We start from the raw sequence: 25,184 nt of genomic DNA on the forward strand, positions 1-25,184 counted from the left end.
AAAATCGCTTTGCCAATCCTCAATTACTTGAGTTCAGCGCGCTCGCTCTGCAAGCCACGGAAGATGCAATAGCACATCACCAACAGCACAAGCGTGAACAATAGCCCTGTGGAAATGACCATGGACTGAAGCGCCGCAAGGCCACCGCCAATCAGCAAGGCAATCGCGACGGCTCCTTCAAATATGCACCAGAACACGCGCTGTGGAACAGGCGCATCGACCTTGCCACCCGCAGTGATCGTGTCGATCACCAACGAGCCAGAGTCCGAGGATGTCACGAAGAACACGACGACCAGCACGATGCCGATGAACGATGTGATGGAGGCCAGGGGAAGCTGTCCCAACATCTGGAACAACTGCCGGGGCAACTCTGCATCCTGTGCGCCGGTGAAGTTGTCCGTGATGACCTGATGAATCGCGGTGCCGCCAAAGATCGACATCCATGCGACGCACACAACAGACGGGATCAGAAGCACGCAGATGATAAACTCACGCACCGAACGCCCCCGGCTGACGCGGGCGATAAACATGCCCACGAAAGGTGACCAGCTGATCCACCACGCCCAATAGAACGCCGTCCAGCCTTGGCTGAAGTTGACGTCTTCGCGCCCGAAGGGATTGGCAAGGGCGGGCAGGAACTCGACATACGCCTTCAGGCTGTCCCAGAAGAAGGCGAACAAAAACGCCGTTGGCCCCACGATCAGTGTGAACACCGCCAGCAAGCCCGCAAGGCCCATGTTGACCTCGGACAGGATCTTCACCCCTCCGTCGAGACCGCGGAGAACCGAAATCAGCGCAACGGCGGTGATTGCCGAGATCAAGATCACCTCGGTGGTGTTACCGATTGGAACACCGAATAGCTCGTTCAGGCCCGCATTGGCCTGTGTGGCACCGAAGCCCAGCGATGTCGCCAAACCAAAGAGCGTCGCAAAGACGGCCAGAATGTCGATGATGTGGCCCGGCCAACCGAAGACACGGTCCCCGAACAATGGGTAGAACGCCGACCGGATGGTCAGGGGCAAACCCTTGTTATAGCTGAACAACGCCAGCGCCAGACCGACGATCGCGTAGATACCCCAAGGGTGCAGACCCCAGTGATAGATGGTGGCCGCCATGCCAAGGCGGATTGATGCCTCTGCATCGCCTGCCGCGCCGGCCAACGGCGCCCAGTCCGAACGGACCCCATCGGTCGAGACGGCCCCGCCCATGGAGGACGAGAAATGCGACAGCGGCTCTGACACGCCGTAAAACATCAGACCAATGCCCATTCCCGCTGCAAACAGCATCGAGAACCAGCCGAGGTAAGTATAATCCGGCGTCGCCGTTGACCCGCCAAGGCGCACGCTGCCGAAGGGCGTTACAATCAACAAAAGCGCGAAGATGACGACGATGTCAGCCGCGCCGATGAGGAACCAGTCGAAGTTCTTGGTGGTGAAATCGAACATGGCTTGGAAGATCGCGCCGGCCTGATCGGGCAACGCCAATGTGAAAAACACAAAGGCCACGATTGCCGCGCCAGAAATGGCGAAGACCGGGTTGTGAATGTCGAAGCCAAACGGCCCGACAGACCCGTCGACATTATCCTGTCCTATCTCATATTCAGTGTCGATGACATCCGCGGCGCCTTCCGGCGCGGGTATGCCTTGGTTGGTACTTTCATCTGTCACGATAAAACCCTTTCCCGTGGTTTCTTATTTTCAAGCGGATCAATGGCCGTGGGGCACGATTGCAAGAGGGTGCGGCACCTCTTTTGCCAATTGCGCCGGTTGGGGAACGAAGCCCCAACGCAGTGAGCCATTTGACCGCTTTAACCAATGGCTATCAGCTTTTATCCAAAGTCGAAAGCAGTAGCTTTGTTGGGCATTTGTGCATTGCCGCAGCCTCTCAATGGCTTGGCGGTGGTCACTTTTGCCCTCGGGGCCCACCCTACACCGGGCGCCTTCGGGCCGTTCCTCAGCGTTGCGAACGTGATGAGACGGATCAATCGCAGCGGCCACTTCGACGTGCTTTCCGGCGTGACCACTTACAGGCAGGCGGTGTTTCGCCCGTGGGAGCCTTTCGGCAAGACCCCTCGGCTTCACCATCAAGGCTCTCTCGGCCATGCGCCATGTACGGGAGCCTCCAGGCGCGACCGGACTGCTTGAGGCCTTCGACGTGATTGCAGACCCGAACGATCCGCGGGACCTTTTCGGTACTATTTTACCCAACGCCATCAGCGCGCAGCCTCGGCTTTGGCCTTAAGTCCACGGTCGCCCTCGGGGGCGCTGTGACATTTTTATGACACGCCTTGAGGGGCCATCTGTGGGAGCAGTGGGGACTGAAAAATTAAGGCTTTGTTAACCATTTCACCTTTCGAACATCGCGTTTCGGACTGATGTCCGGAAAAAGCTAATAGTTTCAGCGCACAAGTGCTCGGCCGACCAAATTGCATAGGTTTTCGGCCCAATCCATCGCGTCCACTGTGTCCCAATTGTCGGCTGGGCGCGTACCATTGACTGGCGCCAACCATGACGCCACCCGGGTAAAAAACGCTCATATCTAACAAGCAGTTGCCCGCTTCTTTGCGCGTAGATAATCTCAAAGGGTTGTTAACGATCATTTCTTGACCCTTCGGCGCAGTTTTAAAGCCGAAGTAGGTGTCATGTTGCGGCTAAACCTGATGATCGGACTCAATCCATGAGATTTTTTTGGGCAGTATCCCCCTACACAACCAACTTCGTGGTGGTTGCAATGGCGATCGTCGTCGGGTTGGTGCTGGATCGCGCCAACGTGAACCAACACCTGTCCACGCAGCGCCTTCAAGTTCTTGAAGACTCGTATGAATTACAGGCCGCGCTGGAGCACGAGATCAGCGAGAAGCTATGGCTGACCGAGGGCTTGGCATCGGTCATCACGGTGAGCCCGGATCTGGGCCAAGACGAATACGCCCGGTCGGCGGCGATCTTGGTGGAGAACTCCGACAACGTCATCAACGTTGCCGCTTCGCCCGATATGGTTATCGAATTTATTTACCCAATCGAGGGGAATGAAGCCACGCTTGGCGTCGACCTGACACAGCAAGGTCAACTTGTTTCAGGCTTGCAGCAAGCCATTGATACCGGAGAGACCATTTTTACCGGACCGGTCGAGCTTTTGCAGGGCATGCAAGGGTTCATCACACGGGCTGCGGTGTACATCGAAGGTGCCGAAGGGGCGGAGCCCGAACTTTGGGGCATCGTTTCCTTGGTGATGGACGCAGGCGTGTTGTTTGAAACCGTCGGGCTTGGCGCGCCGGGCTTGGAAAATGCCTACGCTATCCATGATGGCGATGGCCTGCTTCTGGCAGGTGACGCGTCCATCATGGAGCTGGCCCCGGTAGCGACCAGCGTGAGCGCGCCAGGTGTGAATTGGGAACTGCTGGCCGCCCCCCGTGATGGGTGGTCCCTTTCCCCGCCGAACCGGATGGAAACGTGGCTTGTGCTGCTTCTGATAACATTGGGCTTGCTGGTCGTTTTCCGCGTGTTGCAATGGGCGTTGGACCGCAAGGATGTGGCTGAAACGCAGTTGGCAGAGGCCGTGGAATCCCTGAGCGACGGCTTTGCCCTCTACGATCCGGATGGCAATCTGACGATGTGCAACCAGACCTACCGGGATATGTTCCCGCGCGCCGCTGACATCATGCAGCCCGGTGTTTCCTTTGAGCAAATTTTGCGTCGCGGTATTGAGACGGGCCATTTCCCCCACGCCGAGGGCCGCGAGGCGGAATGGATCACTGAACGCGTTGCAGCCCACCGCAATCCGACAGAACCCGTTGAATTCAAGATGCCCGATGGCCGCTGGTTGCGGGTGGAAGAACGCAAGACCGCCTCTGACCACGTAGCAGGCATCTTGGTTGACGTGACGCAGCTGAAGGACGCCGTGGTCCGATCCGAGGCCGCCAGCGCCGCGAAGACGGACTTCCTGAACACTGTCAGTCACGAATTGCGGACGCCCCTATCCGTCATTCTCGGATACAACTCTTTCATGAAAAACCTGAGTGCATTGCCAAGCTATCGCTGGCTTCAGGGTGAAATCAAAACCGATGACCTCCACGACCGGCTGGAGACCTTTGCCAAAGACATCAAGAAGTTTTCGGATCAGATCGACACGTCGGGCAAACAACTGATGGCCCTGATTGCCAGTGTTCTTGACATTGCTGCCATCGAAGAAGGCACGCTGCAACTCCACCCCGAAAACCTCAGCCTTGAACAGACTCTGGCCGAAACCGTCAGCCAGCTGCAAGTCGTGGCCCAGGGCAAGGGGCTGGACCTGATTTTGGATGCCAGTGAAAGCAACGTCTGGGCGGATCCCGTTCGTCTGCGTCAGATCCTGCTCAACATCATCGGGAACGCACTGAAATTTACCGAGAGCGGCTCGGTCACGGTCCGCAGCAAGCGAGATCACGCCGGAACGCACATCATCGTCACCGATACCGGCCCCGGCATTGAACCCGTGGTTCTGGCCTCCATCTTCGACCGTTTCAAGCAGGCCGACGCCTCCAGCAGCCGCAAGCATGGGGGCATTGGCCTTGGCCTGTCCATTGCCAAGGAACTGACAGAACTGCACAAAGGGACCATTCAGGTCGATAGCCACGTAGGCGAAGGCACGACCTTTAAAGTTACCCTGCCATCCCATGAGCCGGAGCAGAATGGCCATAAGAAACAAGATGTTGCCAGCCAGCTACCATCACAATGCGCGTAACTCGACTTAATTTGGCCCATTTTTTTGGCGATCTTTATGCTAAGAAGCATAGACAGGGGCAACGTTCCCAGTCGTGTGAAGAACGAGTAACTATCAAGTGTTATTGAGGCAGGTTATGAGCAAGTTCAACAAAACAACGATCTTGGCCCTCGCGCTTGGCAATATGTTGATCGCTTGTGCGATCCCCGCCTTCTTCCACGCATTCGTTTCGACCTTCGCAATCACCTCACTTGTCGGCTACTTCGGCTACGTCCTCCTCATCTTCTTCATTGTATCCGCAATCACGTTTGTCAGCTTGCGGATCACCCATGACAGTCGCCGCGCTGCAACCGACGCGCTTGTGGGCGGCTATGATGCCGCCATCGGATTGCGCGACAAGGCCATCAACCAACACACCATCGTTTGCACCACCAACGGAAACGGCGAACTCAAGTCTGTTAACGAAAACTTTGTCAGGGCCTTCGGCTACTCCCCTGCCGAGGTGTTGGGCAGAACGACTGAGATGCTCTATTTCGACGACGGCGGGCCCAAATTCCAAGATGTTCTGGGCGTCGCAGGAAGCGGTGGCGTTTGGAAGGGCGAGCAGCGCCTGAGGGCCAAAGACGGCTCTATCGTGTCCGTTGAAACCACGATCATCCCGCGTTTTGATGATCTCGGGAACCACCTCGAAAGCATCTCGATCCGCACCGACCAAACCGCGGCCCGCGCCAAGGCCGCCAGCGACAGCCGTAACGCGGTGATCGAAGGTCTGCCCGATGGGGTCATTGTGTATGATCCAGACACCTACAAGATCAAATATGTGAACGCCAATGGCCGCGCGCGTCTGAAATGGTCCGTGAATGACCTTGGCGACAAGACCATTTTCGACACGTTCAAGGACTTCGATAAGGGCCTGTTCCGCCGCTATCTTGAGCCGCTCCAATCTGGCGAGGCGCAGCAGGTGACGCTTCAGGTCGATCACAATCGTGCCCCGATCGAAATTCTCACCCATCTGGACACCAGCCCCAACGGTCGCCGCAGCCTGATTTCTGTTGTGCGTGACATCTCGGAACGGAGGGCGGCCGAGAAGCTGAAGCTGACCTCTGTATCGACCGTAAGCCACGAATTGCGCACCCCCCTCACCTCGATCAAAGGGGCGCTCCGCCTGCTGGAATCCGGCGGGTTGGGTGACATGAGCGATAAAGCCAAGCACATGATCGCCATCGCCAACCGCAATAGTGACCGCCTTCTGGCGCTGGTGAACGACATTTTGGTCCTGGAAAAGATCGAAGCGGGCGAAATGTCCGTGACCTGGCAAGAGGTTAATCTGAAAGACCTGCTGGCTGAGGCGGCCGAAAACCACGCCTCTTACGCCGAGCAAACCAACGTCCGCTTCGAGGTTGTGTCATCGGAGTTTGACGCTGTCGTACAGGCCGACCCCGAACGGCTTATGCAGGTCCTGGCTAATCTGATGTCCAACGCCGCCAAATTCTCTCCGCCAAACGGCACGGTGCATCTGCACCTGAAGGATGTGGGCGACGCATGGCGCCTGTGCGTTGAAGATCACGGTCCTGGCATTCCCGAGGCCGCCCGCAAGACGCTGTTCGACAGCTTCTTCCAAGTGACCGCGGACACCCGCTATTCGCGCCCCGGCACCGGGCTTGGCCTGACCATCTCCAAACGGATTATGGAATTGCACGGAGGCTCGATTTCCTTCACGACCGAGCTGGACAAAGGCACGGTCTTCCACTGCGACCTTAGAAAGCAAGCTGACACTCAAGATTGCGCCGCATGACTAATCTAATTCCATTTCCGGGCAAGACCCGAGGGTTGGGATCCAAGGGAAACTTAATGCCTGAACTGACCAATATTCTGCATGTAGACGATGATTTCGATATCCGGGACATCGTCCAAATGTCGTTGAGCCTGGACGATTCACTGACCCTTCACCAATGCAGTTCCGGCAGCGAGGCTTTGGACTACCTGCAAGCCAATGTGCCTGACCTATTGCTGCTGGACGTGATGATGCCCGGCATGACGGGGCCCGAGTTGTGGGCAAAGATCAAAGAGCTTCCCGGCGTTCATGCCAACATTCCCACGATCTTCATGACCGCCAAGGCCGAGGATTCACTGTCAAAAGAGCTGCTGGAACAAGGCGCCATTGGCGTCATCACCAAGCCCTTTGATCCCATGTCTTTGGGCGAAGACATTCGCGCGGTTTGGGCCAAATTGTAACACCACCTTCGCGATTTGTGCACCGCCCAGGCGGCGTCTCCGGCGCGACCGCCCAGGCGGCGTGGCGCTGTTTACACCAGTGCCGCCCGCCCTGCCCTATTCTCGCGGTCCCTTGATACCCAACAGCCAAAGCGTTGCGTTCATCATGAGGCCCGCTGGCGAACAAAGTTTCGCCCAATTCATCAACTAAAAATTAATTAAGATTCGAGCGGGGACCGAGATGTGACCCCAACTCCCATAAGTCGCTCGATCAAAAAACGTCAAAAATACCGGTGCAAAACCGGTGAAAGAATAGGAATTGAGCCGTGAAACTTCTTGCTGTTGATGACGACCCCATTTTCCTGGATCTTCTCGTCACTACCCTGAATGAACTCGGGTACGACAACATCACTCCCGTCAAATCCGCGATGGAAGCCCTGCACGAGCTGGCCATTGCGACCGATCCGTTTGATTGCCTGTTGTTCGACATTCAGATGCCGGTAAAAAACGGCATCGACCTGACCAAGGAAGTCCGGCAGCAAGCGCGCTATGCCCATACGCCGATCATCATGATCACGTCGATGCAGCAGCGTGACTTCATTGACCAAGCCTATGCCGCCGGCGCGAATGACTATGTGGTCAAGCCGATCCAATCCTTGGAACTGGCCGCGCGTATTGGCATGGTAAAGAAGGTTGCGGAACTGAATGATCAGGTCAGGCACGCCGCCTCCAGAACCGGTCAAACCTTCCGCTTCAGCGACGCGATCCCTCTGGAGCCGCGCGACAACATCCTTAATTACCTGGCGCTGGAAAACTATCTGCTGACCCTGGGTCGCCTGAGAATGTCAAACATCTGCGCCTTTGGCGTGTCTTTGGTTGGGGCCAGCGATCGTTTCGCTACGTCCCCGATTGATGAATATACCGACATCCTGAACGACATCGCGGCCATCGTCGTGGACCACACGATCAAATACCGTCCACTGGTGTCCTACGCGGGCTCTGGCCGGTTTATCGTGGTTCTGCCACGGGCCATGGGCCTGGATACGGAAGACTTGGCCGCCTTTGTGAATGCCGAGCTCGAGTCGCTCTATACCTCCGTTTATCTGCCCGAAGAAATGGGCGCAGAAGTGCGGATGGGGCCGGTTCACCGCCCCCGTATGCTCAACGGCTTCTCTCCGAATTCGATGATCACCAAAGTCCTTGGCGGCATGAGCGATGAAGTCCAAGGTGCCCGTTACAAGCATCTTTGGAAAAGCGCAGCGTAACCATGGCCCCTTCCCGATCCACCCCCAAGGCAGGCGATCAGTTTGCCGATGCTCTTGCACGGGTCCGGGCGCGGTTTGTGGATTCCATCCCCGACCGACTGGAGGAAATCGGCTGCCAGTTTGAGCGTATCTCGGACGGCGAAGACCTTGCCGATTGTCTGCACGGGATAGAGCGCGAGTTGCACAAGGTTGCCGGGATTGCGGGCTCGATCGGGCTTGGCGACCTCGGGGCGAAAAGTGCCCGCGCTGAGGCGATGCTGATTGATGAACGCACGGGCGAGCCGGGCTCCGTCGGCGTGGAAAAGGTGTTTGAGGCGGTCGTTGACCTGACCGAAGACCTCAAAGCTGTGCAAGCCAACAGCCCCGCCTGACAGCCCCTACCCTTCACCGGATTTTCCACAGAAAAAGGGCCGCCCATGGGACGGCCCCTTTTGCTTTTCCTGACACCTGCACGTGGCGCTTAGTACTCCACGACCGCGCGGATCGACTTGCCCTCGTGCATCAGATCGAAGCCATGGTTGATCTCTTCCAACTTCAGCTTGTGAGTGATCATCGGGTCAATCTCGATCTTGCCGTCCATGTACCAATCCACGATCTTGGGCACGTCCGTGCGCCCCGACGCGCCACCAAAGGCAGTGCCACGCCAGCTCCGCCCGGTAACCAATTGGAACGGACGGGTGCTGATTTCGGCACCTGCGGGGGCGACGCCAATGATGATGCTTTCGCCCCAACCCTTGTGCGCCGCTTCCAGCGCCGTACGCATGACCTGCACGTTGCCCGTGGCATCAAAGGTGTAGTCCGCGCCGCCTCCGGTCAGTTCCACCAGATGCGCCACCAGATCGCCCTCTACCTTCGAAGGGTTGACGAAATCGGTCATGCCAAAGCGCTCGCCCATCTCGACTTTGCTGTCGTTCAGGTCCACGCCCACGATCTGATCCGCCCCCGCAAGACGCAGGCCCTGGATCACGTTCAGGCCAATACCGCCCAAACCAAACACAATCGCGCGGCTGCCGATTTCCACTTTGGCGGTGTTGATCACCGCGCCGATGCCCGTTGTGACGCCGCAACCGATGTAGCAAATCTTGTCAAACGGCGCGTCCTTGCGCACCTTCGCCAAGGCGATTTCCGGCACAACGGTGTGGTTCGCGAAAGTGGAGCAGCCCATGTAGTGATGGATCGGCGTCCCATCCAGCATCGAGAACCGCGTGGTGCCATCGGGCAGCAGACCTGCGCCCTGGGTCGTGCGGATCGACTGGCAGAGGTTGGTTTTCGGGTTCAGGCAGTATTCGCACTCGCGACATTCCGGCGTGTAAAGCGGGATCACGTGATCGCCCACTTCCAAGCTGGTCACGCCTTCGCCCACTTCAACCACCACACCGGCGCCCTCGTGGCCCAGAATGGCCGGGAAGATCCCTTCTGGATCGTCGCCCGAGCGGGTGAATTCATCGGTGTGGCACAAGCCCGTGGCCTTGATCTCGACCAAGACCTCTCCGGCGCGGGGGCCTTCAAGATTAACCTCCATGACCTCAAGCGGTTTTCCGGCGGCGACGGCGACTGCGGCGGTGGTTCTCATGTGGCATTCTCCCATAGTTGACGTGTTTGACGTCAGTGCATTCTCATCATCTGAGATCTCGTCTCAGGGCCAGTCGCATCGGTGTCCCCGTTCGTTCCCGGCGCCCGCAAGCGCGTCCCGAAACCCCCGTAAACCCAATACGGCTGCTTGCGTCAATTGATAGCCAAATGCCTCCCCTCCTGCCACCGGAGAATTCAACGGTGGCGCTTTGCGCCGATCACTGGCGACCCACGGCGAGCTGTGTCAAAATGCGGCCATCCTCGCCCCTTGAAGCAAAGCCATCCCATGCCCCCTTCGCCAATCCTCTGGAGCTTTCGCCGCTGCCCCTACGCCATGCGGGCCCGGGGGGCGATTTTGGCGGCAGACATCAGGGTGGAGCTGCGGGAGATCGTGCTACGCAACAAGCCCGAGGCGTTTTTGCAGACCTCGCCCTCGGCCACGGTTCCCGCCCTGCGCTTACCGGACCGGGTGCTGGACGAAAGCCTTGATATCATGATCTGGGCGCTGGAACAGAACGACCCTGACCGCCTGCTCGACATGCCCGCCGATGGTATGACCTTGATCGAGACCAATGACGGCCCGTTCAAAGCCGCCCTCGATCACACAAAATACGCCTCTCGGCACCCGGACCTCGATCCAGAGGCAGAGCGTCAGACCGCGTCAGGCTACCTTATGGCGCTAGAGGCCCGGCTCGCAGAGCATGATTGGCTGTGCGGCGACCGGGCGACACTGGCGGATCACGCAATCTGGCCCTTCGTGCGGCAGTTCGCAAATACCGATCGGGCCTGGTTTGACGCGCAACCCTGGCCGAAGCTGATTGCGTGGCTCGCCCGGTTCACGGACAGCCCCCGGTTCACCGAGATCATGCCCAAGTTCACTCCATGGGCCGAGGGTGATGAACCCATCTGGTTTAGCCGCGCCTAAACGGCGACGGAATGGCGCGCCGTGCTGTCTTGCAAGTAGGTGTCAAAGGCCGCCGCCGCGAGGCGTACCAAGGGCCGTCCCTTCTCTGTCATCGCCACCCTTCCGCCGCGCAGGGTTAACAGGCCGTCCACAGCCATCTCCTGCAACTGCGGCAGGGCAGCCTCCCACCACCCCGCCGCCGCGCCGTGGCGCGCGCCAATGGCGTCCGCGTCCACGTATCCGTCGCACATCAACCGCTCAATCACATCGCCGCGCAGAAGGTCTTCTCCGACAAAGGGAAGCCCCTTGGCCACCGGAAGCCTCCCTTCTTCCACCGCGCGGGACCAAGCCCCTGTTTCCGCTATGTTTTGCACGTATCCCGAGGGCGTCCGCCCGATCGACGTGGCGCCCATCCCGACCATCGTTTTCGCCTGATCCGTGGTGTAGCCTTGGAAATTCCGTCGCAGCGTGCCATTGCCCGCGGCAACCGTCAGGGCGTCTCCGGGCAGCGCGAAGTGATCCAGGCCGATGGCAACATAGCCTTCCGCCACCAGAGCCTCTGCGGCCGCCGCTGCTTGGGCGGCCCGTTCCGCCGCTTTGGGCAGGCTGTCCTCGTCAATCATGCGCTGGTTTTTCGCCATCCACGGCACATGGGCGTAGCCAAATAGCGCGACCCGGTCCGGGCGCATGGCAGCACTAAGCTTCACCGTCTCGACGATGCTGCCCACGGTCTGAAACGGCAGGCCATAGATCAGATCAAAGTTGATCCCCGCCACGCCCCCTCCCCTCAGCTGGTCTACACTTTTGCGCACCATTTCAGGGGGTTGCACCCGGTTAATCGCCTTCTGAACCCGTAGATCAAACTCTTGCACGCCAAAGCTGGCGCGGGTGAAGCCCATCGCGCCGATCCGCGCGGCCATCTCTGCCGTCAACGTGCGCGGATCACTTTCGATCGCCACCTCGGCATCGGGGGTGAAATCCCACCATTCGTGAACCTCGGCCATCAAGGCCTCCAGATCATCGGGGTTTAGCGCCGTCGGGGTGCCGCCGCCCCAATGCAGATGCGAAATCTTCATCCTGTCGGGCAAAGCCTCGGCCGTTAGCACAACCTCTTTCCGTAGCGTTTTCGCGTAGTTAGCGACGGGATCGTACTTGGAGGCGAGCTTCATATTGCACCCGCAATACCAACACATCTGACGGCAAAATGGCACATGCAGATAGAGCGATATCGGGTCATTTCGGTCCAGTTTATCTAGCCATTCCCGGTAGCGGGTTTGGGTAAATCCCTTCTGGAAATGCGGGGCCGTGGGATAGCTGGTGTAACGCGGCGTGGCGCGGGTGGCGTAGCGTTGCAAAATGGGGTCCATCGGGCGCTCCTGCTGCTGGGGTGGTGGCGCTTGGCCGTTGGCGCCACCTTGCAATCGGCGCAGGCGCTGCGCTTTGACTCAGATCAACCGCGCCAAATGCGGCGGTTTCAAATGGCGTTTCCCGGCGGGTTTGATATCTGTGAGCCATGGTTAATCAGACAACAGACGCCTGCATCGGCATCGACGGCGGCGGCACCAATTGCCGGTTCGCCCTGCGCCTTGGCGCGCGGCGGTGGGATGTGAAACTGGCGGGGGCCAATGCCTCCACCGACTTTGATCGCGCCGTTGAAACCCTGCGTAGCGGCTTGGATCAACTGGCCACAGCCGCCGGGATCACCGACACGCAAATGGCTGAAATCCCGACGTTTATTGGCCTCGCCGGGGTCATGGATGCCGCTATGGGCGCAGCAATCGCCACGGCACTGCCCCAGAAAAACGTCACCGTGGAGGACGACAAACGCACCGCCATGGTGGGCGCGTTAGGGGCCTCGGACGGATGCATTTTGGGGATTGGGACCGGCACCTTCATCGGCCGCCGCGCGGGCGGTGTGGATCGGTTGATCGGCGGGTGGGGCTTGGTTCTGGGCGATGTCGCCTCGGGCGGATACTTGGGGCGCGGCTTGTTGAGCCGGGTTCTGGAAGTGGAAGACGGCTTGCACCCCGCCAGCGAGTTGACGCGAGAGACCTTGGCAGAGTTGACCTCTCCCGCGGCGATCGTGGGGTTCGCCGCCCGCGCCACGCCGGGGGATTTCGCACGCTTCGCGCCCCGGATCGTGGAAGCTGCAAATGCGGGGGATATCAACGGCTTGGCATTAGTCCAAGACGGCGCGGCCCACATTGCACGGCGGTTAAAGCATCTGGGCTGGCAAAGCGATGAGACGATCGTGCCGATTGGTGGGCTTGCGCCCCATTATGCGCCGTTTCTACCAGCCGAGATGGCGGCCTGTATCGTGCCGCCACAGGGCAGCTCCCTTGACGGAGCCCTCACCCTTGCGGCGCAGATGGGTGAGAAATAGCGGGGCTATCGCCCAAATTTAATACGTTAAATCAATATCTTAAATGCCAAACCTCAATCATCCGCCCAGGGGCCATGCTGATCCTTGGCGCCATTGTCCAAGCGCTCGAATCCGTGCAGGCCAAAGTAGTCGCGCTGGCCTTGGATCATGTTCGCCGTGCCCCGCGCCTGCCGCATGGTGTCGAAATAGGCCAAGGCCGCGGACATGGCGGGCACGGGTAGGCCCGCGCCGTTGGCGGCGATCACGGTTTCGCGCAGTGCACCGATAGTTTCTGCAAGGATATCAGCGAAGTAAGGGGCTGACATTAGGGTGCCATCGGGGGCCGTCTCGAACGCTTCGGCCATGTCATCCAACATGGCAGAGCGGATGATGCAGCCCGCCCGCCAGTTGCGGGCGATGACCTCGGGCTTCAGGGACCAGTCGAACGCGCCAGCGGCGGCGCGAACCATGTCGAAGCCCTGCGCGTAGCAGAGAATTTTCCCGCACGTCAGCGCCGCTTCGAGTGTATCAATTGGTATATCAATTTCGTTAACGCCGCCGAAGCTCTCGGCCAGATCTGCCCGTAACCCGCGCTGCGCCGACATATTGCGCGCGGCGACGGCGGCCTCGATCACCGGGATCGGCGTGCCGAGGTGTTGCGCCTCAATCGCGGTCCAGCGCCCGGTACCTTTCTGGCCCGCCGCATCGACGATCACGTCCAGAAGCGGTGCGCCTGTGGCCGCGTCATGGGCGCGGGCGACGGCGGCGGAGGTCTCGATCAAATACGAGCTCAACCGCCCCTTGTTCCAACCGGCAAAAACCTCGCCAATGGCAGGCGCATCCATCGACAGACCGTCGCGCGTTACCCCGTAGACCTCGGCGATCAGCTGCATATCGGCATATTCGATCCCGTTGTGGACCGCCTTCACGAAATGCCCGGCCCCGTTCTCGCCCATCAGATTGGCGCAGGGGGTGTCTTCAAACTTCGCGGCGATGGCAGTCAGGATCGGTTCCACCCGCGCCCAATGGGCCGGATCGCCGCCGCCCATGATCGCAGGGCCATGGCGCGCCCCCTCTTCCCCACCAGAGACACCGATGCCCAGAAACGGCCGCGCAAGGGCTTCCATCCGGCGCATGGTGTCCCGGAAATTGGCGTTGCCCGCGTCGATCACCATATCCTCGGCGTCGAGGAACGGGTCCAGCGCCGCTATCTGCTGATCCACGGGCGCCCCGGCGGGCACCATCAGGATGATGGCGCGGGGGCCTTTGAGCGCGGCGGTCAGCTCCTCCAGCGTCTGCGTGGCGACGACATTGGCGGCCAAGTCCCCCGCTTCCTTCACGAAAGCCTGCGTGGTGGCTGCGGTGCGGTTCCAGACCGCCACCTTGAAGCCCTTCTCGGCAATGTTAAGCGCCAGCGCCGAGCCCATCGTCCCCAGCCCGATCAATCCGATGTCTGCTTTATACATATCGCGTCCCCTCAGGTTTCCCCACATCAAGGCGACTTGGTGCGGAATTGCAAGGTGAGGCCCAGAGGAAATGCAGCGCCGAGACCCAGAAACGAAAAACGCGCCCTGCAGAGGGGCGCGCTTTCGAAGTGGCAGCTTAGTAACGTCTGGATCAGGCAGCTTCGGCCTGATTGCGGCGTTCGCTTTCTTCACGGCTCAGTGCCACAGAAGTCCGAACCCCGTTTGCTACGAAGGCCATGAGGCCGTTCACAACTCTTTCATTCGGGTCAATACCCGCGCAGGACAGGACTTCCCGCCCATCGCGCGAACGCGCCCAACGAGCGATTTGCTCTGGACCATTCCCGTATTTCTTGTCATCGGCTATCGCATCATCCAACGCTGCCAAAACAACCGCGGCGAAAAGCTTTCGCGCCCGTGTGCCTTGTTCAAAGTTGAATGCGGTTCCGTCAACGAAATCGCGCATTTCGCTTCCTTTTTATTGCTCTTGCATTTTTGGCGTGCCGCTTGTTATGCCCAGATTCTGTGCCGTTTAGGGATGCAAATATCACATATGTGGTATGCACCCACTGCATAGCTTGTCGTTTGTCCGCACAGGTTCCGGTGTATGGACACCCTCTCAGAGCCCAGATATAGGTTGCGGCAACAAATTCTCAAGGTTTTGCCAAGGTTTTGACACATGCCGAAAATTAACGGAAACGAGATTCGCCCCAGCAATGTACTTGAACATAATGGCGGTTTGTGGGCTGCCGTGAAGGTAGATCATGTAAAACCCGGTAAAGGTGGCGCTTTTGCGCAGGTTGAATTGCGCAACCTTCGTAACGGCTCAAAGCTGAACGAACGGTTTAGGTCCGCGGACAAAGTAGAGCGGGTTCGACTCGAACAGAAAGATCAGCAATTCCTTTACGAATCCGACGGAATGCTGGTGTTCATGGACGCCGAAACCTACGAGCAGATCGAACTGCCGGCCGAGTTGTTGGGCGAACGCCGCCCCTTCTTGCAAGACGGCATGACCATCGTGGTCGAATTCCACGAGGAAGAGGCGCTGAACGCGTCGCTCCCGCAAAAGGTGGTCTGCAAGATCGCAGAGACCGAGCCGGTGGTAAAAGGCCAGACGGCGGCGAATTCGTTCAAGCCCGCGATCCTGGAAAACGGCGTCAAAGTGATGGTGCCGCCTTTCGTGGGTCAGGATGAAGACATCGTGGTGAACACCGAAACGATGGAATATTCCGAGCGCGCCTAAGGCCGCTACCGTTTCCCGGACCAAGGCCCCCGCGGCGCACGGCGCGTGCCGGCGCGGGGCACCCGAGCAAGGTCCGCAAGGGGCCGGTCCATGCCCTGCGGGCTGCGAGAGCGGCGCACAATCGGGATCGGAGAGCGGGCACGTTTGACCACACGGTATTCCATTTCGTCATGGGGCGGCTTGCCCGACGACGCGGCCCAGTAGCCCGCCGCGCCCCGGCGCAGGAACAGCGGAAGCGCCAAGACCACACCAGCCACAAAGCCCCCCGCATGGGCCCAATAGGCCACGCCGCCACCCACCAGATCCATCGACAACCCGCTGACCAGTTGCAGGGCAAACCACAGGCCCAACATCAGCCAGGCCGGGACCGTGAAGACTTTCACAAACACCACGAAGATCACCAGAACGTCGATCCGCGCTCGGGGGAACATCAGCAAATAGCCCCCCATCACGCCCGCAATCGCCCCCGATGCCCCCACCATCGGCACGGAAGATCCAATGTCCGCCAGGATTTGCCCCGCCGCTGCCGCCGCCCCGCTGGCAAGGTAGAACAGCAAAAAGCCAACGCGGCCCATCATGTCTTCCAGGTTGTCGCCGAATATCCACAAAAACAGCATGTTACCCAGTAGGTGCATCCAGCCCCCATGGAGGAACATCGACGTGAGGATGGTGTGCGAGGCCCCCCCTTGCAGCACGTCGCGGGGCACCAACCCCCATGTGGTGTAGAAGCGCAGCAACTGCGACTCGTCCCCACCGATGGCCGGAAAATAGAGCAGGAACACGACGACATTCACCGCGATCAGCACCCATGTGACATAGGGCGTCCGCTCGGATGGGTTATGATCTCGGATCGGAAACATGGATGACAGGTTGGGCCTCGGGGCGCGAAGGTCAAGCGTCGATGGCCAATGGCCCGCCCCCGAAACGGGGACCAGGCCGGGGGAACAGGGCTATTCGAGGCCCTCTGCTGCCATAGCCAAGCGGATTTCGCGCCGCACCATTTTGCGCACATTGCGCGTGATGCGCTGGCCCAAGACGCCTTGGAGTTCCTCGCGCACGACCTCGACGATGATCTCGCGCAGGGTGTCTTCGTCAAGGAGGCCTTCGTCCGCCTCCGGGAAGGCGAAGGGGGATTCCGCATCGCCGAAATCGTCAATGACGTCCTCGGTGACGCCCTCGGCGGGGGTTTCCTCGTTTGCGGCACCTTCGTCGGTGCGGTCCTCTGCCAGCGTATCGGCGATCTCTGCGGCGACAGGGGTTGGAATGAACGGCGTGAAGGGTCGTGTCTCGGGCGCCTCGGGGGCGTTGCTGTCCTCGGCGTGTCCATCAGCACCATGGTCGTCAGAAGGCGCATTATCGGTCGCTTCGACGTGTTCCGAGGTTGGCTGCACTTCTTCGACGTCATCATCAGCAAAGTCCGCTGCGGCGGCTTCGCCGTCATCGCTGCCCGTTCCCCACGAGGCGGTTTCGGTCGCGTCGTCAGTCGGCTCATCCTCGGGCGTATCGCCCTGTGCCGCATCGGGTTCAGGCGTGTCTTCAACCAGCACAAACGGCGTTGCGGCGGCTTCTTCTGACGCCCCTTCTTCCCCGGCGTCGGACTCTTGCGATACAGGCTCACGGCGGGCCACAAGGTTCAGGAGTGCTGCCTCCGCCCCGCCTCCGGGCCAATTGTCATCGCCCGTCTCAGATTCGAAATCTGCATTGGTCGCTTCAGAGCCATCGAGGCGGATCAGGTCCGCGACGTCTTTCTCGGCAGAGGTTTGTTCACTTGGCTCACTTGGCTCACTCACCCAAGGTTCCGGGATCGGGCGGTCGTCTTCTACGGCCCCGACCGTGGCGAAGCTGGCAAGGCGATCATCGGGCTGCCATTCAGCACCGTCGGGCTCTGGGGTGTTTTTTGACGCATCTTCTGCCGCAAGGGATACTTCTTCCGATTCCTCGGCGGACGTCACAAGTTCGGCGATAAGGTCTTCTGCCGCCATCGTTTTCTCCGGCGCCTCGACCGGCACCCAAGGGTCTTCGGGGTCAGTCACACGGAACGACGGGGTCAGCACCAACGCGTCTGGCTGCGCCGGTTCTGGGGTCACCTCTGGGGCTGGATCAGCAGGTTTTGCACGTTCTTCGCGAACGGGCGAATGGTCAGACACAAGCCTACGGACAGATGCCAAAACATCTTCGATCTCTTCCGGCGTCTTCGCGGGATCGGACATTCATGCTCTCCTCAAAGGCGGGCGCAACCGCGCCATGGCCCCTCAATAGCGGCCATTGGCAGGCCGTTCTGATAATCAGTTCGAGGGTAGGATACCTAAAAGCGGCATTTCACACAACAATTCCTGTGAACGATCCCTGAAGGATTCAACTCAAAGCCCAGATATTGCGATCTGCCCCCGGCGCGATACGCCATCGGACACCGGCTTAGTCGCGGCCAACACGTTCCAGCATGGAATCAAGCTGCGCGCCCTGGGGGCTGTTGACCCGCGACGGTGCGCCCGAGAACAGGTTGGCGTAAGCGGCGGGGTCGTATTCCGGCACGTTGAGGTTCAGCGCCTCCACCGTCAGAAGACCCGCGGCGGCCAGAAGTTGGTAGCTGTATTGGTACAGGTCTGCCTGCGCCTCGATTCGGCCGATGCGGGCGTCGAGCACATCTTGTTCGGCATCGAGCACATCCAGGGTGGTGCGGGCGCCAAGGGATGCCTCTTCCTGCACCCCCGCGAAGGCCAGTTCCGCCGCTTCAATGCCTTGATCTGCCGCCTGAATTTGCGCCGCTGCGATGTTCATCAACGCCCAGGCGTTGCCCACCCCTTGCAGGTTTACACGCACCTGCTGGTTCAGGGAAAAACGCACCGCGGCGGCTTGGGCACGGGATTGACGCTCCAGCGACATCAACTGCCCGCCGCGATAAATCGGCTGGGTCAGGGTCAGACCGATGGAGGCGGCGCTGCCTTCAGCGTTTGGATTGGCAGTGTTTTCAAATACTTCCGACGCCCGACCATTCAGGCTGAGCTGCGGACGCAGACCGGCACGGGCCTGTTCAATGCCCAATTCGGCGGCGGCCACTTCGTGCTGCAACGCTTGAATCGCCGGATGTTCCTGCCGCGCCAAAGCCTGCGCGGCGGCTTCTGTGCGGGGCACATTGGGGATAGAACCGGGGTTGTTGAGGTTATTGGGGTAGCGGCCCACGGCAAGGTTGAACAGTTCGCGGCTGATCTCCAGCGCGCCTTGGGCGGCGGCCAGTTGCGACCGGGCCGTGGCCAGTTGCGCCTCGGCCTGGGCGACATCGGTGCGGGTGTCTTCGCCCACTTCAAAGCGATCACGGGCGGCGCGAAGCTGCTGCGTGATGACACGCACGTTGCGTTCGCGCACACCAACAATCTGCATATCGCGCCAGACATTCATATAGGCGGTGACCGCATCAAAAAGCACTTGCTGCTCCAGCGCGACAAGCTGCTGACGGGCGGCCAAGACGGTCTCTTCCGCCGCCTCCAACGCGAAACCGCGCGCGCCGCCATCGTAGATCAGGTATTCCGCCACCAACGACGCCGAGGCCGTAGAGGTGTTGTTGACCAAGTCGCGCTCCATGGAGGCGACAAAGCTGAGCACCGGGCGCAATTGGGCGACCGCTTGGGCCACGCCTTCGTCCTGAATACGCAAGAGATAGCGGTTCTGCTCGAGCAGGTTGGAATTGCGATAAGCATCCACCATGACCTGCCGCAAGCTATCGGCCTGAACGGGAAGCGCGGCAATCGCGGCGAGGGTTGTGGCCAACATCACGCCCCGTGCGCGACCAAATAACCGAAGTGCCATTCAGGATGTCCTTATCTACGTCTGTCTTACGCCGGACGTGGGCCCGATCAGTTAAAATGCGAAGCTATGGGCCCGTGCAAACCCCGGCAAAACCGGCGCAGTTGCGTTGAACACCATCCGCCAGGACATCCGCCCGCCGGATTTGATCCCGATACGGGCCTCTCCCAACGCGCCATCCATGAAGATGGCGGTGATATGTCCACCCTCTTTCAACTGCTCAAGAATGGCTGCGGGAATTTCTTCCACACCGCCCATGATCGCGATGGCATCATAGGGCGCATGTTTGGCGTTACCGTCGACCAGAGCACCTTGGCTAAGCGCGGCGTTATCAACGCCCTGCTCGCTGAGGGCCGCCTGCGCGTCTCGCACCAGATCCTCGTCTTCCTCAACCGCAACGACCGCCTCGGCCATATGGGCCAGAAGCGCCGTGGTATAGCCTGTGGAGGCCCCAACTTCGAGCACGAGATCGCTTGGATTCGGTTCCAACGCCTGCAAAAGCTTCGCCGTGGCGCGCGGGTCCAACAGCTGACGTCCACTGCCCAGGGGGATCGGTCCATCGGCATAGGCCACATCGCGGGAAGCGTCGGGTGTATATGCCTCTCTCGGGACGCTCAGCATCGCATCGAGGACAGGGAAATTGGTCACATCGGAGGGGCGCACCTGCGTATCAACCATCGTGATGCGGCGCTGTGTAAAGTCGGCCATAAACTGAACCATTCCGTCTAGTTTCTCGGTTTTTGGTGTCGCATATCGCCGCCCCCCGCGCAACGACCCATTGCCCCTTGGTGCCAAACTGACGCGGACCATATCGCAAACCCTGCCAGAACCGCTTGACGCCCCGCAGCAGAGCCAATAGTCAGACACCGCTTCGGGCGAGTTGGCGGAGTGGTTACGCAGCGGATTGCAAATCCGTGTACACCGGTTCGATTCCGGTACTCGCCTCCAAGCAAAATCAATGGGTTACGAGGCGTTGCGCCCCTACTCGCGTGCCTCCCTCTGTTTAGCTTACCCAGTCTCGTGCTCATCGCGTGGTGCGTGGGTGTATGCGCGGCGCACGTGGTGCAACCTTCAACGTCAAGTTTCATCGGTGGGCCGAAGATCGCGCCCAAAGAAGAGGCGTTGCGCACAAAAAAAGGGGCGCCGGGCGAGTGGCCGCGGCGCCCCTTCAGGGGTCAAGTGGGTAAGGCCGTGTCAGGGACGGACGGCCACAACCTCGATCTCGACGAGCCACGAGGGGTTGGCCAGCCCGGCAACCTCAAACACGGAACGGGTGGGCAGGTTTGGCTGCGCATCGGTGCCGAAATACTGCACGTAGCCGTCCATGAACCCGCTAAAGTCCATGCCATCGGCGCCTTCCGGGGCCACCAGGTACACCTGCATGGAGATTACGTCGCCCATGGTCAGGTCGAGCGATTCCAGACGCGCCTCGATCGACGCGAGCGTGCTGACGGTTTGCGCGGTGGTGTCGCCGTAGCGCTCGGGCGATCCTTGCTCGGCGGTGTCATCCACGACCTGTGGCACCGTACCGCTAAGGTAGACCATCGTCGCATCTGCGGGCACTTCCACGGCGAGGGAGATCGGGAAATCCGAGCCGGGAATGGCGTGGCGCGTCACGCCAGAGGTCTCGCCGTCGGTTGGGTCACGCACCTCATGCTCGGCCATCTCTGGCTCGGGCGCGACGGGGCGTGTGTCCGCGACCATCTCGACCGTCGCATCGGGCGTGTAGTCATTGCCCAGATTGGTTTGCAGATAGGTCATCAGGTTCACGATCTGCTCGTCATTCAGCAACGACCCAAGGGCGGGCATCCCGCCTTGGCCATTGATGACCAGATAGGTCGCGTAGGACGAGAATTCGAGGTTGGGGTTGTCGGCCAAGGCAGGATAGGTGCCCGCGCCGACGGCCCCTTCCCCGCCGGGCATGTGACAGCCGGCGCAGAAGGTTTGGTAGATTTGCTCCCCGTCGGTGCTGACATAGCTGCCCGCGTTGAACGCCTCGGTGGCCGGAGTGCTGGTCTGCGCGGTTGCGGAAAAGGCCGTCAATGCGCCGAGCGAAAGTGTTGCTAGGAAAGTGTTTTTCATATCATTCACCACCGTTGATGACGACTTCATGGAGACGCGAAACCGCGTCGAGCGATGACAGGATTGCCCCTTCCATCCACGCAGAGAGGTAGGACAGGTGCTCACCGGCGCAGACCACGCGATTGTCGATCTGGATCGCGGTGTCGTAGTCGCGGGCGCGGTCTTCCCAGATGCCCGAACAGCCAAGCACCCAAGGCACCTTGTGCCACGTCACGGCAACGCCGGTCTTGAACTCCTCCCGGTATTGGGAGTGGATCTTTTCGCCCATCTCAAGGGCCATTTCGATCCGCTCTTCCGGCTGCATCGCGTTGAACTGGAAGGTGTTCGCCCCGCGCCACGTATAGGCCCCCAGCAGCACGGCAGGGCCATCCGAAAGGAAACCCGTCGACGGATAGCTGATCTGGGTAATCGCCTGATCTGTATAGGAAATACCGCCGTAGATGTCTTCGTCCTGTTCCCAGAAGCGGCGGTTGAATTCCAGGCCGACCTTGGTTGCGCCGTTATAAGGCATCGCGCTGATGATGGCCGACAGATCGCCGGACAGGTTGTGGTCGATCTGACCCAGAATCGAGAACGGGATGGTGCAGACACAATAATCAGCGGTGCTGGTGTTGGTGCCGCCGTTGGCAAGGTCTTCCCATTCCACGGTCACGCCGCTGTCGTCTTGTTGCAGCGAGGTCACCTTGGCGTTGTAGGTAATCAGATCCCCCACCTGACGCTCAAAGCCACGGGCGATGCCATCCATCCCGCCTACGGGTTGGAACATGGGCGCGTGGTGGCTCATGGTTTCGTGGGTGGCCAGATAGGTCCAGAGCCGGGATTGGATCACCTCGGACGGGTCGAGCAGTTCAGACGCGATCGGCGCCCCGCCCTCGCCGCCGCCGGGCTGTTTCTCGTAGCCACGGTAGCCACTGGTGCGCAGGCTTTGGACGTATTCATGTTCATCGTTGAGAACACCGAAACGACGCAAGCTATCAAGCAGCAGTTCCTTGTCTTCTTCCGTCACCATATCATCGAGACGGTCTTGATCCACGGCCTTGGCCAGCAACTCCGAGATGTGTCCGCGATAGTCTGTGAGGACCTCTTTCATCCGCATCGGGCGGCCATCATAGGCGTCCGAGCGGTGCACGTAGGCGTTGTAGTTTGTCTGGATGAAGGGCTCCAGCTCGACGTCGAGGCGGCGGCAGTAATCCATGACGGCATAGTGGTTGTGGGGGATCCGCCAGGGGCCGGGGTTGATGTAGTTGCCCTCTTCGAAATCGACGGTCTGGGTTGCGCCACCCAGCTCGGTGTAAGTATCGCCCGAGCGCAACGTCCAGCACCGACCGCCCGCTTTCTCGCGGAATTCCAGCACCTCCACCTCATATCCCGCGGCGCGCATTTCCAGCGCGGCAGTCATGCCGGCAAGACCGGCCCCAAGGATCAGAACCTTGGTTCCGTTCGGGTCGCCTTCAAGCTGAATTGGCCCAGAATAATCCGACGGCATGGCGTGACCCATTGCCGTCATTGCGTAATACATCGCGCTGCTGCCGGCTGCTGTGCCGATCATCGTCAGCAAGGTTCGCCGTGTCATCCCCGTCATCATAGATCTCCCGATAATATATTGAGACATATGGTAAACTCAGTGCGTGCCACAAAAGTTCCCAGCAGTCTCTTTGTTTACAAACAAGCAGCCGAACAGCGCCAAAGACGCGCCCCAAAGCGCCCTTCGTCAAAGGATCGAAACTTGTCGTATGACCCCATCTTAAGCAGTAAGGATTTTTCTAAGCAAAGATGTTTAGCTCAATCGGCGGTTCTCTGCCGAGGTTGTTGAATTTTATCAACACGACCGGCCACAATTGTCGTGAAAGCAGTGATTTGGCCGGGTTCGGGACCCGTCGCGCAGGGATCTGTGCCGTGGCGGGCGACCTATGGGGCCGGTGCCGTCCGCGGCCCTTCTCATAGCGCCCCCGCGCAAAGCTACGGGGGCGCCGTGGGCACCTAGAAGAAGCCCAGTTTGTTGGGATTGTAGCTGACCAGGAGGTTCTTGGTTTGCTGGTAGTGGTCCAACATCATCTTGTGGTTCTCGCGCCCGATACCCGATTGCTTATAGCCGCCGAAGGCTGCGTGGGCGGGATAGGCGTGGTAGTTGTTCACCCAGACCCGGCCCGCCTCTATCGCGCGGCCCATGCGGTAACAGGTGTTCATGTCGCGCGACCAGACACCGGCCCCCAGGCCGTACATCGTGTCGTTGGCAATCGCCAAAGCCTCTGCCTCGTCCTTGAACGTGGTGACCGACACGACCGGGCCAAAGATCTCTTCCTGGAACACGCGCATCTTGTTGTGGCCCTTCAGGATCGTCGGTTGGATATAGTTCCCCCCCGCCAATTCGCCGCTGAAGTTGGCCGCCTCTCCGCCCACCAGAACCTCGGCGCCTTCTTCGCGCCCGATGGTGAAATAGGACAGGATCTTTTCCTGCTGCGCCTTGCTGGCCTGCGCCCCGACCATGGTTTCAGGGTCGCGGGGGTCGCCATGCTTGATGGCCTTTACCCGTTCGATCACCCGCTCCATGAAGGCGTCGTAAATGTCCTCCTGGACCAGCGCCCGCGACGGGCAGGTACAGACCTCCCCTTGGTTGAAGGCGAACAGAACGAAGCCCTCAATGGCCTTGTCAAAGAAGGCGTCGTCTTGCGCCATGATGTCGGAAAAGAAGACGTTCGGGCTTTTGCCGCCCAACTCCAGCGTCACCGGGATCAGGTTTTCCGTGGCCGCCTTCATGATCGTGCGCCCCGTCGCGGTTGATCCGGTGAAGGCAATCTTGGCAATCCGTTTGGAGGTGGCCAGCGCCGCGCCAACCTCGGCCCCAAAGCCGTTGACGATGTTCAGCACACCGGCGGGCAGAAGATCGTTCACGATCTCGGCCAGAACCATGATCGCCGCGGGTGTCTGCTCGGCCGGCTTCAGGACGATGCAATTGCCTGCCGCCAAGGCCGGCGCCAGTTTCCATGCCGCCATCAGGATCGAGAAGTTCCAAGGGATGATCTGGCCGACAACGCCGAGGGGCTCGTGATAATGGTAAGCCACCGTGTCGGCGTCGATTTCGCTCATCGAGCCTTCCTGGCCGCGCAACACGCTTGAGAAGTAGCGGAAGTGGTCGGCAGCCAGCGGGATATCGGCGGCCATCGTTTCGCGGATCGGCTTGCCGTTGTCCCATGTTTCGGCTTGGGCAAGCAGCTCCAGATTGGCCTCGATGGCGTCGGCGATCTTTAGCAACAGATTGGCGCGTTCCGTGGACGACGTCGCCCCCCAAGCCGTTTTCGCGCCGTGGGCCGCATCCAGGGCCAGCTCTACATCTGCCGCGTCCGACCGGGCGATGTCATTGATCTTTTCATTGGTGATCGGCGTCACGTTCTCAAAATATTGGCCGTTCACGGGGGCGACGAACTTGCCGCCGATGTAATTGTCGTAGCGCGTCTTAAAGGGCGACGTGTAGGTGCCCATCTCGGTATGTGCGAGATCTTTCATGATATATTCCTCCATTTCGCCCAGGTCCTCCACCGGGGCCAGGCGGAACTTGGCGGGGCACGGCAAAGCCGTCACC

The 25,184-nt window shown here is 59.9% G+C and carries 20 protein-coding genes and 1 tRNA gene; 9 read left to right on the plus strand and 12 right to left on the minus strand.

Translation table 11 applies throughout. From position 1 onward, the window contains the following. Window positions 1–23: 23 nt before the first annotated feature. Window positions 24–1,667 carry a BCCT family transporter gene (locus AADW23_RS17160; protein ID WP_341862164.1) on the minus strand — a complete coding sequence of 548 codons (1,644 nt, stop codon included), beginning with the start codon at window positions 1,665–1,667 and terminating at the stop codon, window positions 24–26. Between the two features lie 1,009 nt (window positions 1,668–2,676). On the opposite strand from AADW23_RS17160, the gene AADW23_RS17165 reads away from it, so the two are divergent. The 5 genes from AADW23_RS17165 (at window position 2,677) to AADW23_RS17185 (ending at window position 8,548) form a co-directional block, all read left to right on the plus strand. Continuing rightward, window positions 2,677–4,719, plus strand: coding sequence for an ATP-binding protein (locus tag AADW23_RS17165; RefSeq protein WP_341862165.1), 2,043 nt, complete (start codon window positions 2,677–2,679; stop codon window positions 4,717–4,719). Between the two features lie 115 nt (window positions 4,720–4,834). Then, window positions 4,835–6,493 (plus strand): PAS domain-containing sensor histidine kinase, encoded by a 1,659-nt coding sequence (locus tag AADW23_RS17170; RefSeq protein ID WP_341862166.1) that lies wholly within the window; start codon window positions 4,835–4,837, stop codon window positions 6,491–6,493. 56 nt (window positions 6,494–6,549) lie between these two features. After that, window positions 6,550–6,933, plus strand: a complete 384-nt coding sequence (locus AADW23_RS17175) for a response regulator (RefSeq protein WP_341862167.1) — start codon at window positions 6,550–6,552, stop codon at window positions 6,931–6,933. Window positions 6,934–7,238: 305 nt separating this feature from the next. After that, on the plus strand, window positions 7,239–8,177 hold the full coding sequence (locus AADW23_RS17180) for a response regulator (RefSeq protein ID WP_341862168.1): 939 nt from the start codon (window positions 7,239–7,241) through the stop codon (window positions 8,175–8,177). A 2-nt stretch (window positions 8,178–8,179) separates the two neighbouring features. Next, window positions 8,180–8,548: an Hpt domain-containing protein gene (locus AADW23_RS17185; RefSeq protein WP_341862169.1), complete on the plus strand. Its 369-nt coding sequence runs from the start codon at window positions 8,180–8,182 to the stop codon at window positions 8,546–8,548. Between the two features lie 89 nt (window positions 8,549–8,637). Here AADW23_RS17185 and AADW23_RS17190 read toward each other — a convergent pair whose 3' ends face one another. Continuing rightward, window positions 8,638–9,750, minus strand: a complete 1,113-nt coding sequence (locus AADW23_RS17190; RefSeq protein ID WP_341862170.1) for an S-(hydroxymethyl)glutathione dehydrogenase/class III alcohol dehydrogenase — start codon at window positions 9,748–9,750, stop codon at window positions 8,638–8,640. A gap of 285 nt (window positions 9,751–10,035) precedes the next feature. Between AADW23_RS17190 and AADW23_RS17195 the strand changes: the two genes are divergently transcribed. Next, complete coding sequence (locus tag AADW23_RS17195) at window positions 10,036–10,674, plus strand: glutathione S-transferase (protein WP_341862171.1); 639 nt, start codon at window positions 10,036–10,038, stop codon at window positions 10,672–10,674. Here the strand turns inward: AADW23_RS17195 and hemN are convergent. Beyond that, window positions 10,671–12,020, minus strand: a complete 1,350-nt coding sequence (gene hemN, locus AADW23_RS17200) for an oxygen-independent coproporphyrinogen III oxidase (protein ID WP_341862172.1) — start codon at window positions 12,018–12,020, stop codon at window positions 10,671–10,673. The genes AADW23_RS17195 and hemN overlap by 4 nt on opposite strands. A gap of 146 nt (window positions 12,021–12,166) precedes the next feature. On the opposite strand from hemN, the gene AADW23_RS17205 reads away from it, so the two are divergent. Continuing rightward, window positions 12,167–13,036, plus strand: a complete 870-nt coding sequence (locus AADW23_RS17205; protein WP_341862173.1) for a BadF/BadG/BcrA/BcrD ATPase family protein — start codon at window positions 12,167–12,169, stop codon at window positions 13,034–13,036. A 53-nt stretch (window positions 13,037–13,089) separates the two neighbouring features. Here the strand turns inward: AADW23_RS17205 and gndA are convergent, their stop codons facing one another. Both gndA and AADW23_RS17215 read right to left on the minus strand, forming a co-directional pair. Beyond that, entirely contained in the window at window positions 13,090–14,481 is a 1,392-nt protein-coding gene (gene gndA / locus AADW23_RS17210; RefSeq protein ID WP_341862174.1) for an NADP-dependent phosphogluconate dehydrogenase, read from the minus strand. Window positions 14,482–14,632: 151 nt separating this feature from the next. Further along, window positions 14,633–14,944 carry a DUF6280 family protein gene (locus AADW23_RS17215; RefSeq protein ID WP_068354230.1) on the minus strand — a complete coding sequence of 104 codons (312 nt, stop codon included), beginning with the start codon at window positions 14,942–14,944 and terminating at the stop codon, window positions 14,633–14,635. A gap of 213 nt (window positions 14,945–15,157) precedes the next feature. Here AADW23_RS17215 and efp point away from each other — a divergent pair, with 213 nt between their 5' ends. Beyond that, complete coding sequence (efp, locus tag AADW23_RS17220) at window positions 15,158–15,721, plus strand: elongation factor P (protein ID WP_341862175.1); 564 nt, start codon at window positions 15,158–15,160, stop codon at window positions 15,719–15,721. Between the two features lie 5 nt (window positions 15,722–15,726). Here the strand turns inward: efp and AADW23_RS17225 are convergent, their stop codons facing one another. The 4 genes from AADW23_RS17225 to AADW23_RS17240 form a co-directional block, all read right to left on the minus strand. After that, complete coding sequence (locus tag AADW23_RS17225) at window positions 15,727–16,581, minus strand: rhomboid family intramembrane serine protease (RefSeq protein WP_341862176.1); 855 nt, start codon at window positions 16,579–16,581, stop codon at window positions 15,727–15,729. Between the two features lie 90 nt (window positions 16,582–16,671). Beyond that, window positions 16,672–17,931 carry a hypothetical protein gene (locus AADW23_RS17230; RefSeq protein ID WP_341862177.1) on the minus strand — a complete coding sequence of 420 codons (1,260 nt, stop codon included), beginning with the start codon at window positions 17,929–17,931 and terminating at the stop codon, window positions 16,672–16,674. A gap of 205 nt (window positions 17,932–18,136) precedes the next feature. Next, complete coding sequence (locus AADW23_RS17235; RefSeq protein WP_341862178.1) at window positions 18,137–19,525, minus strand: TolC family outer membrane protein; 1,389 nt, start codon at window positions 19,523–19,525, stop codon at window positions 18,137–18,139. 51 nt (window positions 19,526–19,576) lie between these two features. Further along, window positions 19,577–20,230, minus strand: coding sequence for a protein-L-isoaspartate O-methyltransferase (locus AADW23_RS17240; RefSeq protein WP_341862179.1), 654 nt, complete (start codon window positions 20,228–20,230; stop codon window positions 19,577–19,579). A gap of 166 nt (window positions 20,231–20,396) precedes the next feature. Between AADW23_RS17240 and AADW23_RS17245 the strand changes: the two genes are divergently transcribed. Continuing rightward, window positions 20,397–20,470, plus strand: a tRNA-Cys gene (locus tag AADW23_RS17245). Window positions 20,471–20,716: 246 nt separating this feature from the next. Here the strand turns inward: AADW23_RS17245 and AADW23_RS17250 are convergent. The 3 genes from AADW23_RS17250 to adh all read right to left on the minus strand — a co-directional run bounded on the left by AADW23_RS17250 (window position 20,717) and on the right by adh (window position 25,108). Next, complete coding sequence (locus tag AADW23_RS17250; RefSeq protein ID WP_341862180.1) at window positions 20,717–21,604, minus strand: Rid family hydrolase; 888 nt, start codon at window positions 21,602–21,604, stop codon at window positions 20,717–20,719. Between the two features lies 1 nt (window position 21,605). Next, entirely contained in the window at window positions 21,606–23,177 is a 1,572-nt protein-coding gene (locus AADW23_RS17255; RefSeq protein ID WP_341862181.1) for a flavin monoamine oxidase family protein, read from the minus strand. A gap of 407 nt (window positions 23,178–23,584) precedes the next feature. After that, window positions 23,585–25,108, minus strand: coding sequence for an aldehyde dehydrogenase (gene adh, locus AADW23_RS17260; RefSeq protein WP_341862182.1), 1,524 nt, complete (start codon window positions 25,106–25,108; stop codon window positions 23,585–23,587). Between the last annotated feature and the right edge of the window lie 76 nt (window positions 25,109–25,184).

This window comes from Gymnodinialimonas sp. 57CJ19 (assembly GCF_038396845.1).
Classification (GTDB): Bacteria; Pseudomonadota; Alphaproteobacteria; order Rhodobacterales; family Rhodobacteraceae; genus Gymnodinialimonas.

Bases quoted from the DNA above. Each gene is read 5' to 3' on its own strand.
- AADW23_RS17185 (WP_341862169.1), top strand. From the start codon at position 8,180: ATGGCCCCTTCCCGATCCACCCCCAAGGCAGGCGATCAGTTTGCCGAT.
- AADW23_RS17225 (WP_341862176.1), bottom strand. From the start codon at position 16,581: ATGTTTCCGATCCGAGATCATAACCCATCCGAGCGGACGCCCTATGTC.
- AADW23_RS17190 (WP_341862170.1), bottom strand. From the start codon at position 9,750: ATGAGAACCACCGCCGCAGTCGCCGTCGCCGCCGGAAAACCGCTTGAG.
- efp (WP_341862175.1), top strand. From the start codon at position 15,158: ATGCCGAAAATTAACGGAAACGAGATTCGCCCCAGCAATGTACTTGAA.
- AADW23_RS17175 (WP_341862167.1), top strand. From the start codon at position 6,550: ATGCCTGAACTGACCAATATTCTGCATGTAGACGATGATTTCGATATC.
- AADW23_RS17170 (WP_341862166.1), top strand. From the start codon at position 4,835: ATGAGCAAGTTCAACAAAACAACGATCTTGGCCCTCGCGCTTGGCAAT.
- AADW23_RS17235 (WP_341862178.1), bottom strand. From the start codon at position 19,525: ATGGCACTTCGGTTATTTGGTCGCGCACGGGGCGTGATGTTGGCCACA.
- AADW23_RS17230 (WP_341862177.1), bottom strand. From the start codon at position 17,931: ATGTCCGATCCCGCGAAGACGCCGGAAGAGATCGAAGATGTTTTGGCA.
- AADW23_RS17255 (WP_341862181.1), bottom strand. From the start codon at position 23,177: ATGACACGGCGAACCTTGCTGACGATGATCGGCACAGCAGCCGGCAGC.
- adh (WP_341862182.1), bottom strand. From the start codon at position 25,108: ATGAAAGATCTCGCACATACCGAGATGGGCACCTACACGTCGCCCTTT.
- gndA (WP_341862174.1), bottom strand. From the start codon at position 14,481: ATGTATAAAGCAGACATCGGATTGATCGGGCTGGGGACGATGGGCTCG.
- AADW23_RS17195 (WP_341862171.1), top strand. From the start codon at position 10,036: ATGCCCCCTTCGCCAATCCTCTGGAGCTTTCGCCGCTGCCCCTACGCC.
- AADW23_RS17165 (WP_341862165.1), top strand. From the start codon at position 2,677: ATGAGATTTTTTTGGGCAGTATCCCCCTACACAACCAACTTCGTGGTG.
- AADW23_RS17250 (WP_341862180.1), bottom strand. From the start codon at position 21,604: ATGAAAAACACTTTCCTAGCAACACTTTCGCTCGGCGCATTGACGGCC.
- AADW23_RS17205 (WP_341862173.1), top strand. From the start codon at position 12,167: ATGGTTAATCAGACAACAGACGCCTGCATCGGCATCGACGGCGGCGGC.
- AADW23_RS17240 (WP_341862179.1), bottom strand. From the start codon at position 20,230: ATGGCCGACTTTACACAGCGCCGCATCACGATGGTTGATACGCAGGTG.
- AADW23_RS17215 (WP_068354230.1), bottom strand. From the start codon at position 14,944: ATGCGCGATTTCGTTGACGGAACCGCATTCAACTTTGAACAAGGCACA.
- hemN (WP_341862172.1), bottom strand. From the start codon at position 12,020: ATGGACCCCATTTTGCAACGCTACGCCACCCGCGCCACGCCGCGTTAC.